The sequence below is a fragment of the Microtetraspora fusca genome (assembly GCF_001570365.1).
In the GTDB taxonomy this organism is placed as follows: domain Bacteria; phylum Actinomycetota; class Actinomycetes; order Streptosporangiales; family Streptosporangiaceae; genus Microtetraspora; species Microtetraspora fusca.
Map to the genome: position 1 here is coordinate 400,315 of NZ_BBYK01000042.1, position 11,271 is coordinate 411,585.

10 protein-coding genes and 2 tRNA genes are annotated in these 11,271 nt (G+C 69.8%); 8 read left to right on the forward strand and 4 right to left on the reverse strand.

What is annotated here, in order from left to right; genetic code table 11:
- Positions 1-68: 68 nt before the first annotated feature.
- Together AWQ68_RS11030 and AWQ68_RS11035 are read left to right on the forward strand one after the other, a co-directional pair.
- Complete coding sequence (locus AWQ68_RS11030) at positions 69-584, forward strand: M48 metallopeptidase family protein (RefSeq protein WP_066938620.1); 516 nt, start codon at positions 69-71, stop codon at positions 582-584.
- Positions 581-1,174 carry a glycosyltransferase family protein gene (locus AWQ68_RS11035; protein ID WP_084463852.1) on the forward strand — a complete coding sequence of 198 codons (594 nt, stop codon included), beginning with the start codon at positions 581-583 and terminating at the stop codon, positions 1,172-1,174. Before AWQ68_RS11030 ends, AWQ68_RS11035 begins: the two co-directional genes overlap by 4 nt.
- Positions 1,175-1,246: 72 nt before the next feature.
- On the opposite strand, the gene AWQ68_RS11040 is transcribed toward AWQ68_RS11035, so the two are convergent.
- From AWQ68_RS11040 to AWQ68_RS11050, 3 genes are read right to left on the reverse strand one after another with little or no spacing between them, the layout of a single operon-like run.
- Positions 1,247-2,230 carry an endonuclease/exonuclease/phosphatase family protein gene (locus AWQ68_RS11040; RefSeq protein ID WP_066938623.1) on the reverse strand — a complete coding sequence of 328 codons (984 nt, stop codon included), beginning with the start codon at positions 2,228-2,230 and terminating at the stop codon, positions 1,247-1,249.
- A 40-nt stretch (positions 2,231-2,270) separates the two neighbouring features.
- A complete protein-coding gene (locus AWQ68_RS11045) occupies positions 2,271-2,819 on the reverse strand; it encodes an NUDIX hydrolase (protein WP_066938626.1) in 549 nt (182 codons plus the stop codon).
- A complete protein-coding gene (locus AWQ68_RS11050) occupies positions 2,816-4,063 on the reverse strand; it encodes a zinc-dependent metalloprotease (protein ID WP_373281515.1) in 1,248 nt (415 codons plus the stop codon). Before AWQ68_RS11050 ends, AWQ68_RS11045 begins: the two co-directional genes overlap by 4 nt.
- Before the next feature lie 82 nt (positions 4,064-4,145).
- Between AWQ68_RS11050 and AWQ68_RS11055 the strand changes: the two genes are divergently transcribed.
- From AWQ68_RS11055 to AWQ68_RS11080, 6 genes are all read left to right on the forward strand, one after another.
- Positions 4,146-5,216, forward strand: a complete 1,071-nt coding sequence (locus tag AWQ68_RS11055; protein WP_245655851.1) for an NAD-dependent epimerase/dehydratase family protein — start codon at positions 4,146-4,148, stop codon at positions 5,214-5,216.
- A gap of 93 nt (positions 5,217-5,309) precedes the next feature.
- Positions 5,310-5,732 (forward strand): molybdenum cofactor biosynthesis protein MoaE, encoded by a 423-nt coding sequence (locus AWQ68_RS11060; RefSeq protein ID WP_066938634.1) that lies wholly within the window; start codon positions 5,310-5,312, stop codon positions 5,730-5,732.
- 50 nt (positions 5,733-5,782) lie between these two features.
- A complete protein-coding gene (locus AWQ68_RS11065; protein WP_066938636.1) occupies positions 5,783-6,829 on the forward strand; it encodes a YlbL family protein in 1,047 nt (348 codons plus the stop codon).
- Positions 6,830-6,932: 103 nt separating this feature from the next.
- On the forward strand, positions 6,933-9,860 hold the full coding sequence (locus AWQ68_RS11070) for a UPF0182 family membrane protein (RefSeq protein WP_084463853.1): 2,928 nt from the start codon (positions 6,933-6,935) through the stop codon (positions 9,858-9,860).
- A gap of 53 nt (positions 9,861-9,913) precedes the next feature.
- A tRNA-Met gene (locus tag AWQ68_RS11075) sits at positions 9,914-9,987 on the forward strand.
- Positions 9,988-10,341: 354 nt separating this feature from the next.
- A tRNA-Met gene (locus AWQ68_RS11080) sits at positions 10,342-10,415 on the forward strand.
- Positions 10,416-10,499: 84 nt separating this feature from the next.
- On the opposite strand, the gene AWQ68_RS11085 is transcribed toward AWQ68_RS11080, so the two are convergent.
- On the reverse strand, positions 10,500-10,904 hold the full coding sequence (locus AWQ68_RS11085; protein ID WP_066938643.1) for a hypothetical protein: 405 nt from the start codon (positions 10,902-10,904) through the stop codon (positions 10,500-10,502).
- Positions 10,905-11,271: the final 367 nt, after the last annotated feature.

The following is an 11,271-nucleotide window of genomic DNA, read 5'->3' on the forward strand; positions in this document are numbered from 1 at the left end:
CCTGATTGACCAGCGAGAACGTCATTGACCCCCTGTGGAAACAGGCGGTTGTCGGCTACCTTGCATATGTGCCCCCCGAGACAGTCGAGGTTCGTCGGAGCACACGACGGCGGCGAACCGTTTCCGCGTACCGCGATGGCGACAAGACCATCGTGCTGCTCCCGGCCGGTCTGAGCACGATCGACGAGGAGCAGTGGGTGAGCCGCATGCTCGACCGGCTCGCCGCGAAGGAGCAGCGAAGACGCTTCAGCGACGATGATCTGCTCGACCGGGCGAGGGAGCTGTCCACCCGCTATCTGGACGGCAGAGCCGTGCCCCGCAGCGTGCGCTGGGTCGATAACCAGCAGCACAGATGGGGCTCCTGCACCCCGGATCACGCGACGATCAGACTATCGGCTCGACTCCGGGGGATGCCCGCCTGGGTCGTAGACTACGTGATCATGCACGAGCTGGTCCACTTGCTGGTCCCCAGCCACGGTCCCCGCTTCTGGGCCCTGGTCGAGCGCTTTCCCAAGGCGGAGCGCGCCCGGGGCTTCCTCGAAGGGTTCTCCATGGCGGCCAACGGCTCCCCGGAGGAGTGTTGACCCGCGTCGCGGCCGTTCTCGTCACCGCCGGCATGGCGGACGCGGCCCCTCCCGGAATAGACCCGCACGAGTTCCTCATGGCCGTCGCCGAGGACACCTATGAGATCGTCGCCGGACTCGAGTTCGTCGAGCCGGTCATCCTGTCCGCCGGGGTCCCGGGGCTGGACGAGATCGCCTGGCCGGGCACGCCGGTCATCTCCGTCGACTCGCCTGCCGAGGCGTTCGCCGCGCTGCCGTACGCCGTGGGGGAGGACGGGGGCGCCGAGGGTGTGGTGGTCAGCGCCGACGCCCCTGACCTGCCACCCTTGCTGATCGGCAAGCTGTTTCGCGCGTTGGGCCGGGCCGAGGTCGCCATCTGCCCCGCAGAGGGCGGGGGAGCGGTCGCCGTCGCCGCACGGCTGCCCCTTCCCGACTGGGCCGACCCCGACTTCGACGACCCCGACCTCGTCGTACGGCTCCGCCGTCAGGCCCCGGGGCGGCGCATGGTCGCCACCGGCCCCGGCTGGCACCGGCTCAGGAAGCCGGTCGACGTGGCGCGGCTCGATCCCGGCCTGGAGGGCTGGGAGAACACCCGGGTCCTGCTCAGTTAGGGCGCCGACAGACCAGGTGGTGCGACGGGGGCCGTGCAAGCCGCCGACCGCGGGTGCGACACGGGACGCCGCTCAGCGGGCGGGCAGCCGCAGCTCGGCGAAGAGGGCGCGATGGTCGGTGTCCGGCACGTCGTGGACGCTGACGTCCACCGCCGAGGCCCGCCGGTCCACCAGCACGTGGTCGATCGTGATGAGCGGGGGCAGCCGCCGGTTCGCCGGCCAGGTCGTGCGCAGCCCGGCGCCGGTCGCGTCCGCCGCGTCGAGGTATCCGCGGTCGAGGACGTCGCGCAGGCTCGCGTGGTCAAGGCTGGCGTTGAAGTCGCCGGCGAGGACGCGGATCGTCCCCGGCACGGCGGGCGGCAGCGAGCGCAGCGCCTCCCGCCAGGTGGCGACGTCCGGGCCGAGCGGCGCCATGGTGTGGACGTCGACCAGCTCGACCGCCTGCCCGTCCGGCAGGGAAAACCGGACATGCGGCATGTGGTGCCCGTCGGACGGGCCGAGATCCGGCAGCTTCGTCAGCGGATAGCGCGAGTAGACGCCGCTCCCCGACGCGCTGTACTCCGGCTCCAGGTGGCCGTACGGCATGAGCCGCCCCAGCCCGGCCGCGTCGAGGGCCTCGACCGCCCGCGGGTCCAGCTCCTGAGTGTTGAGGATGTCCGGACGCAGGCGGCGCACCAGCTCGACCACCGTGTGGGCGTCTCCCCGCCCGAAGAACAGGTTCACCGTGAGGATCCGCAGGGACGGGCCGGTCGCCGTCGGCGTGTCGCCGAACGCCCGGGGCAGCACCATGAACGCCATGAGGACGCTCGTCGCCGCCCCCACGGCGATCACGGGCCGGCGCCGCGTGCCGAGCGCCAGCAGCAGCGCGACCAGCGAGAACAGCGCCACGTACGGCGTGCCCGTGATCAGCTCGGTGATGACGGGGCCCTCCACGCCGGCCAGCCGGACCAGCGCCCAGACCGCGCACGGCGCCACCGCGATCCAGGCCAGCGGCCCGGGAACCCGCCGCCGGCGCCGCGGGGTCGTGACGACGCCGCCCACGTCCACCTGAGTCATGGGGCCGACCCTAACGATCGGAACCGCAAGCCCGCGTAAGTCAGATGTGCGGATTCAGTGCAGTTTTGGCCCGGGCGGCGAGCCGACGGGTGGCCTCGTCGCTCGGCTCGGGGATCTCCTCGACGGGGAACCAGCGCAGGTCGAGCGACTCGTCGCTGATCACCGCCTCGGCCCCGGGCGGCGCGACCGCGCCGTACTCGACGTCGAGGTGCCAGCTGTGCGGCGGGTGGCACCAGACCTGGTGCCGGTCGAGCGCCAGCGGGCCGGGCAGCAGCCGCAGGCCGGCGATGCCGGACTCCTCGGTCGCCTCCCTGAGCGCGACCTCGGCCAGTGAGCCGTCGGAGACCTCACAGTGGCCACCCATCGGGAGCCACATCCCGGCCTTCGGGTGCAGCGTGAGCAGTACACGGGAGCCGTCGTGCGAGATCACCGCCGTGGTGGCGGTCAGGTGGCCCGGCGCGCACTCGCGCCACATGGCGTTCTCGTACGCGTCGAGGTGGGCGAGGAAGTCCTTCCTGAGGAGCTCCTCGCCCGGCGTCGGCGCCGCCCACCCGCTGAGCACGTCATACGCGTCCCGGTGGAGGCTCACTCGTCGTCGTCCTTGGGCTCCTCCAAGGCGGACAGGTCGAACCGCGCCTCGCCCCTGACGAAGGACTCGGGATCGTCCAGGTCGTCGGCGGTGGGCATCAGGTCGGGGTGGTTCCACACGGCGTCCCGGCCGTCGATGCCGCGTTCGGCGGTCAGCGCCTTCCACAGGGCCGCCGCCTCGCGCAGCCGCCTGGGGCGCAGCTCCAGGCCGACCAGCGTGGCGAAGGTCCGCTCGGCCGGTCCGCCCGTCGCCCGGCGGCGCCGTACCGTCTCGGCGAGCGCCGTCGCGGAGGGGAGCTTGCCCTCTGCGGCCTCGTCCACGACCGTGGCCACCCAGCCCTCGACCAGCGCGAGCGCGGTCTCCAACCGGGACAGGGCGGCCTTCTGCCGTTCGGTCTCCTCGGGCTTGAGCAGTTCGCCGCCGCCGAGGATCTCCTGGAGCTGCTCGGGGTTGTTCAGGTCGATGCTCTGGAGCTTGCCCTCCAGGGCGGAGACGTCCACGGTGATGCCCCTGGCGTACTCCTCCACCGCGCCGAGCAGGTGCGCCCGCAGCCACGGCACGTGCTGGAACAGCCGGTGGTGGGCCGCCTCGCGCAGCGCGAGGTAGATCCTGATCTCCTCGGCGGGTGTCTCCAGGCCCTCGCTGAAGGCCGCGACGCCGCCGGGCAGCAGCGCGGCGGTGTCCGAGAGCGGCAGGCCGATGTCGGAGGAGCCGACGACCTCGCGGGCGAGCGTGCCCAGCGCCTGGCCGAGCTGCTGGCCGACCATCATGCCGCCCATCTGCTTGAGCATGCCGAGCAGCGGCCCGGCCATCGCCTGGGCCTCGGCGGGCAGGCCGGCGGCGCCCAGCGTGCCGCCCATCGTCTCGACCATGCGGGCGGCGATGGGCTCGCAGAGCTGCTTCCAGACCGGGACGGTCTTCTCGATCCACTCCGACCGGCTCCACGCCTGCGGGTTCGCCACGCCGCTGGGCAGCGCGGTCGCCTCGTTCAGCCAGAGATCGGCGAGATTGAGGGCGTCGACGATCTGTCGCCGCTCACCCTCCATGACACTCGGGTCCCCTTCGGCGACCACGGCGTGTCGTGCGATGTTCTTGGCCATGTCCCAGTTGACAGGCCCGGCGCTCTGCGGGGCGGACAGCATGTCCGCGAACTGCCGCATCGCCGCCGCGATCTGCTCCGGGCTGCCGAACATGGCGAACGGGTTTTCGTTGGGGTCATTTTCACGACCTGGCAGGTCAGTCACCGCGCCACCTCGTGCAGGATGGAGGAGTCCACATCCGCCACGTTATCCGCCGTGGGGCGGATCAGTGCAAAGTGAGGACCTCGTGCCAACCTCGAAACGCCTTCGTCCGCCCGTCGTCGCCGTCACGGGCGCCGCCTCCGGTCTCGGCAGGGCGTTCCTCGCGAAAGTCGCCTCGTCTGCGGATTTCCGCAGGGTCGTGGCCATCGACGACCAGCGCGGCGACGTGCCGGACGTCACATGGCGGGTGCTCGACATCAGGGATCCGCTCTTGGCGAACCGGATCTCCGATGTGGACGTCCTGGTCCACCTGGGCGGTGACTACTCCCTCGACTCCGACCCAGAGGAGCGCCGGGCGTACAACCTGCGGGCCGCCCAGACCGTGCTCACCGCGTCCGCGGCGGCCCGGGTCCGTCGTGTGGTGCTGGTCACCAGCGCGATGGTCTACGGCGCGGCCGACGACAACCCCGTGCCGCTGGCGGAGGACTCGCCGGTCGCGGCCGAGCCCGACACCGGCGTCGTCGGCGACCACCTGGAGATCGAGGCCCTGGTACGGCGCTCCCTCCGCTCGCACCCCGGCCTCGGTGTCACGGTGCTTCGGCCGGCCGCGCTGGTCGGCCCCGGCATCGACACGGTCGTCACCCGGCACTTCGAGGCTCCGCGCCTGCTCGTGGTCAAGGGTTCGCTGCCGCGCTGGCAGTTCTGCCACATCGACGATCTGGTGTCGGCTCTGGAGATGGCCGCGCTCGGCCACGTCGGCGGTGTGGTCGCGGTCGGCTCCGACGGATGGCTGGAGATGGAGCAGGTCGAGGAGATCTCCGGCCTGCGCCGCTTCGAGCTGCCCGCGGGACTGACCTTCGGCACGGCCCAGCGGCTGCACCGGCTCGGGATCACCCCCGCCCCGGCGACCGACCTGCACTACGTCGTCTATCCCTGGGTGGTGGACTGCGCCACACTCCGCGCCGCGGGCTGGAAGCCCGCGTGGACCAACGAGGCCGCCCTGCAGGAACTGCTCGAGCTGAGCCAGGGCAAGCACGCCGTGGTCGGCCGCCGCCTCTCCGGCAAGGACGCGACGCTCACCGCCGCCGGCGCCACGGTCGCGGTCATCGGCACCGCCGCCATCGTCCGGGTCGCCCGGCGCAAGCGGCGCGTTTGACCTGCCCGTACGCCCGCCGGGCACCCCGCCCGGCGGCTCGTCGGGAGCGGTACCGCGTGCCCGGAGGATCGGCGCCGTACTAACCTCGGGTCCGTGGACGTCATCCGTTTGCTCGGGATTCGCGACACCCCGTTGTCGGTGGACGAGGTGCTGCGCGCGGTCGGAGACCACGCGGCCGGCGGCACCGCGATCTTCGTGGGGACCGTACGCGAAGAGGACCAGGGCAAGGCGGTGACGCTCCTGTCCTACTCGGCGCACCCGACGGCCGAGCAGGAGTTGCGGAGGGTGGCCGAGAAGGTCGCCGCCGACCACGCGGTGACCGCCCTCGCCGCCGTCCACCGTGTCGGCGACCTCGAACTGGGCGACATCGCGGTCGTCGTGGCCGTGGCCTGCCCCCATCGCGGCGAGGCGTTCGCCGCGTGCCGTCGACTGATCGACGATCTCAAGCACGAGGTGCCGATCTGGAAGCATCAGGTCTTCGCCGACGGGGCCTCCGAGTGGGTCGGCGCCTGCTGACGGCCGGGTGGGTGTCCGAGCCCGCCGCCCGCAGCGCATAGAGTGCGACCATGTCCCGACGCGCTCTCACCTTGCTGGTGGCGGGTTTCCTGACAGTGATACTCGCCGTCGTCGCGGCGTGGCTGCCCGTGCCGTACGTCGTGCTGAGCCCGGGGCCGACGGAGAACACGATCGGCGAGGTCGAAGGCAAGCCGGTGATCTCGATCTCGGGGCACTCCACTTATCCCACCGACGGCAAACTCAGCATGGTGACCGTCGCCTACCAGGGCGGGCCGAACAACAACATCGACCTGCTGACCGCGCTGCGCGGCTGGCTCGATCCCACCATCGCGGTCGTCCCCGAGGAAATGATCTTCCCGAAGTCGTCGTCTCCGAAGCAGGTCGAGCAGCAGAACACGCGGGAGATGACGACCTCGCAGGAGGACGCCACGATCGCGGCGCTGCGCGAGCTGAAGATCGCGGTCCCCGAGGTCGTGACGGTGATGGCCGTGGAGAAGGGGCTGCCCGCGGACGGCAAGCTGCAGGTGGGCGACGAGATCACGGCTGTGAACGGGGACGCCGTCTCCGACCAGAACGCCGTGGCCACGGCGGTGCGCAAGGCGACGCCGGGCGACCAGGTGCGGCTCACGGTGAAGCGCAAGGACACCTCCTCCGAGGTCACGCTCGGCACCGTGAAGGGCGAGGACGGCAAGGCCAGGGTCGGCGTCACGATGGGGATGCGCTACCAGCCCCCCTTCAAGGTCGACATCAGCGTCGGCGACATCGGCGGCCCGAGCGCGGGCCTGATGTTCTCGCTGGGCATCTACGACAAGCTCACCCCCGGCTCCCTGACCGGCGGCAAGTCCATCGCGGGCACGGGCACCATCTCGCTGGACGGCGCGGTCGGCCCCATCGGCGGCATCGAGCAGAAGATGGTGGGCGCCAGGAAGGCGGGCGCCACGATCTTCCTCACCCCCGCGCGCAACTGCGCCCAAGCCGTACGGGCGGTGCCCGACGGGCTGCGCCTCGTCAAGGTCGAGACCCTCGATGGCGCGATCAAAGCGCTCGACGCGCTGCGCACCGGCACGGGCGATGTCCCAGCATGCACAGGAAACTGAAATCACGGCCGTGCGTTTCGCGGTGTAGGTTGCCAGGCACGGACCGTTGCTCTGAGACAAGGGGTTGGCGTTGAGCTTCCGGAGCCCCGGAGCCGGTCGGGCGATGCGCTTGCCCCGCCGGCCGCGACTGCTCATTCCCGTTGTGATCGCCCTCGCGGCGATCGTTGTTTTGTTCCTCGTTTTTACCGCGATTTATACCGACTTCCTCTGGTACGACTCGGTGGACTTCTCGTCGGTGTTCTCGACCATGCTGGTGACGCAGATCCTGCTGTTCGTGGTGGGTGCGGCGCTCATGGTCGTGATCGTGGGCGGCAACGTCGCCCTCGCGCACCGGGTGCGCCCGATGTTCGGCCCCGGCATGTTCGGCTCCCCACAGGGGGCCGACCGCTACCGCCTCGCGGTCGACCCACACCGCAAGGTCTTCTTCCTCATCGGCCTCGCCGTCCTGGCGCTGTTCACCGGCTCCTCCACGGCCGGCCAGTGGAAGACGTGGCTGCTGTTCGTCAACTCCAGCAGCTTCGGCACGAAGGACCCGCTGTTCGGGCGGGACGTGTCGTTCTTCATGTTCATCGTCCCCTTCCTTCGGATGACGCTGAACTTCCTCTTCACCGCGGTCATCCTGTCGATCGTCATCGCGGCGATCGTGCACTACCTCTACGGCGGGTTCCGGATCGCCTCTCCGGGCGGGGTGCACGCCTCCCGCGCCGCGCGGGTTCACCTTTCGGTGCTGCTCGGCGTCTTCGTCCTGCTCAAGGCCGTCGCGTACTTCCTCGACCGCTATGACCTGGTGTACTCCACCCGCGGCATCGTGGACGGCGCGTCTTACACCGACGTCAACGCGGTGCTTCCGGCGAAGGGCATCCTGGCGGTCATCGCGCTGATCTGCGCGCTGATCTTCTTCGCCGGGGTGGTCCGTCCGGGCGGCATGTGGCCCGGGGCCGCCTTCGGGCTCATGGTCCTGTCGGCCATCCTCATCGGCAGCGTCTACCCCGTCCTGGTCGAGCAGTTCCAGGTGCGGCCCAACCAGCAGGGCAAGGAGCAGCTGGCGATCTCGCGGAACATCGCCGCCACCCGTGAGGCGTACGGCGTGGCCGGCGCCAAGGTCGAGACGTACGACGCGCAGGCGACCCCGAAGCAGGGGATGTCGGCCGACGAGACCGTCTCCGGTGTGCGACTCCTCGACCCCACACTGGTCTCGAAGACGTTCCAGCAGAAGCAGCGCATCCGCGGCTTCTACGACTTCCCCGAGCAGCTGGACGTCGACCGGTACAAGGACGCCGACGGTGTCGTGCGCGACCACCTGGTCGCGGTCCGCGAGATGATCGGCCCGCCGAGCGATCGCAACAACTGGATCAACCGTCACCTCGTCTACACCCACGGGTACGGCTTCGTCGGGGCCCCGGGCAGCGAGGTGGACAGCGAAGGCCTGCCGAACTTCGACGCCAAGGACATGCCGGTCTCCGGCTCGCTCGTCGCGACCGCCGGGCTCAAGGAGCCGCGCATCTACTTCGGCGAGAAGACGCACGACTACGCCATCGTCGGCGGCAAGAAGGGGCTGGAGCTCGACTACCCCGTCGACGGCAAGGCCGGCCAGGAGAACACCTCGTACCAGGAGAACACCTCCTACGCCGGCAAGGGAGGCGTCCCGGTCGGCTCGTTCTTCAACCGGCTGCTCTACGCCGCGAAGTACGGCGAGATCAACATGCTGCTGTCGGGTGACATCGACGACCGGTCCCGCATCCTCTACGACCGGACGCCGACCGAGCGCGTCGCCAAGGTGGCGCCCTTCCTCAACCTCGACTCCGACCCGTACCCCGCGATCGTCAACGGCCGGGTGGTCTGGATCGTGGACGCGTACACGACCGCGAACGAGTACCCGTTCTCCCAGAGCAAGAGCTTCCAGGACATGATCCGGGACACCTCGACCAACCCGGGGCTCGGGGCGCCGCAGCCGCGTGACCAGATCAACTACATCCGGAACTCGGTCAAGGCCGTCGTCGACGCGTACGACGGTACGGTGACGCTCTACGAGTGGGACGCCAAGGACCCCATCCTCAAGTCCTGGGAGAAGGCCTTCCCCGGGATCATCAAGCCCAAGAGCGCGATCGACCCCGACCTACAGCAGCACCTGCGCTACCCCGAGGACATGTTCAAGGTCCAGCGCGACGTGCTGTCCCGCTACCACATCACCGACGCGCAGTCGTTCTACGGCGGGCAGGACTTCTGGAACGTCCCCGACGACCCGTCCTCCGGTGAGAAGAACGTCAAGCAGCCGCCGTACTACCTGTCGGTCAAGATGCCCGGCGCGGAGAAGTCCGCGTTCTCACTGACCACGACGTTCGTGCCGCGACAGAACCCGAACCTCGCCGCGTTCATGGCCGTGGACGCCACCGCCGGGGACGACCCGGGCGCGCTGCGCATCCTCCGGATGCCGGCGAACACCACGATCATGGGCCCCGGGCAGGTGCAGAACGTCTTCACCAACAAGTTCTCGGGAGAGCTCAACATCCTGGGGCTGGGCAAGGCGCAGATCATCTACGGCAACCTGCTCACCCTGCCGTTCGGCGGCGGTCTCGTCTACATCGAGCCCGTGTACGTCCAGACCGCGGCGGGGGCGGGCCAGGAGCCGTACCCGATCCTGCGACGGGTGCTGGTGATGTTCGGCAACCGGGTGGGCTCCGCCGACACCCTCCAGGAAGCCCTCGACCAGGTGTTCGGCACCTCCACGTCCCAGCCGGCCAAGCCCGAGAACAAACCCGGGACCAAGCCGGAGGACAAGCCCGCGGGCGACCCCGGCCTGACCGGAGTGATCGAGAAGGCCCAGGCCGCCTACGACGAGGCGCAGAAGGCGCTGTCCGCGAACCCGCCCGACTGGGGCAAGTACGGCGAGGCGCAGAAGCGACTGAGCGACGCCTTGAACGAGCTGGCCGAGCTGCAGCGGAACAAACCCGCCGCCACGCCGTCACCCACGCCGTCCGGGGCCGCGCCGTCCCCGTCGGCCTCCGCGATGGCCGATTCGGGAAGCTCGTAACAGCGTGCCGATTTGCCTCCGCCTCGCGTCGCGGGTAATGTTCCCAGTGCCGACGCGGGGTGGAGCAGTTCGGTAGCTCGCTGGGCTCATAACCCAGAGGTCGCAGGTTCAAATCCTGTCCCCGCTACTGATCGAAGGCCCTGGTCACCGGGAAACCGGTGACCAGGGCCTTCTGTCGTTCCTGACCCTTCTCCTCAAGGGATCGGGCCGTCCTCCTCAAGGGGAAGGGCCGTCCTCCTCAAGGGGAAGGGCCGTCCTCCTCAAGGGGAAGGGCCGTCCTCCTCAAGGGGAAGGGCCGTCCTCCTCAAGGGGAAGGGCCGCTCTCCTGAAGGGAGGGGCCGCCCGGGTTCTGTCCGGAAATATGCGCATTCACGGGCGCGGATGGGTGCAGCCGGAGCGGCGATCGCCGTTGAGGAGAGGCGAACGAGGCAATTGGTTTGCCCTCGCCTTCGTGTACCAGTACTGTGTAGTTACACACCGACGCGGGGTGGAGCAGTTCGGTAGCTCGCTGGGCTCATAACCCAGAGGTCGCAGGTTCAAATCCTGTCCCCGCTACTGATCGAAGGCCCTGGTCACCGGGAAACCGGCGACCAGGGCCTTCGCTTTGCTTGACTTCGTCTCTTCGCTCCGCCCCCAGGCTCACCGCGGGAGCGTACGGCTCACGCCGACGCAGCTCCTGGCCCGGCTGCCCGACTTGGGGCGCCGCGCCGGCGGCTCGTCCTCGATGCGGGGGACCAATGCCTGCGCGGCCTTGGCGTCGGAGAGGATGCGCAGCGCTTCGGTGTCGTCGGCCGGCAGCTGACCGTGCCGGGCGAGCTCGTGCACGAGGAAGGTCATCGGCGCGGGATCGCCGGCGTTCGACGCGGCCACTGTCGCGCGCGCGGCCGTCAGCAGGCTGAGGTAGTAGGAGCGCATGGTCGCCTCGCGTACCCGGGCCTGCTCCAGGTCGTCGAGCAGCTCGTTCGCGATCTCCAGCAGGTCAGCCGCGTGCCGGGCCTCGGCGGTGATGTGTGCCCGGATGTCGTCGAACTCGGACCGCGTCATTATGGCTACCTCCACCGGCGAGAGCCCGGGCGACCGGGATGGCGCCAAACAAGGGCTCCCACTCTGCTTTCTTAAGGCGCGGCGATTGCGGACGGCTTGATGGCAGGTTGCGTTGCGGACCTCATGCTGATGCCGCGCTCCCCGTCCCCACCCCGTGCCGGCCTCGTCGCCGTAGTGCTACTTAGATGCTTGAGACCCGGTTCTGGTTGTCCGCGCTGACCTCGACGTTCTCTGTGAACCGCGACTCGCCGCCCGTTGGCTGCCTCTGTGGCGAGGCGCGAGGCGTTGTGAGGGCTCGCGCCACTCCCGAAAACCGAGAGTGACGGAATGCGTCTCGATCACTCCGGTGGGACTGCTAGTCTTCTCA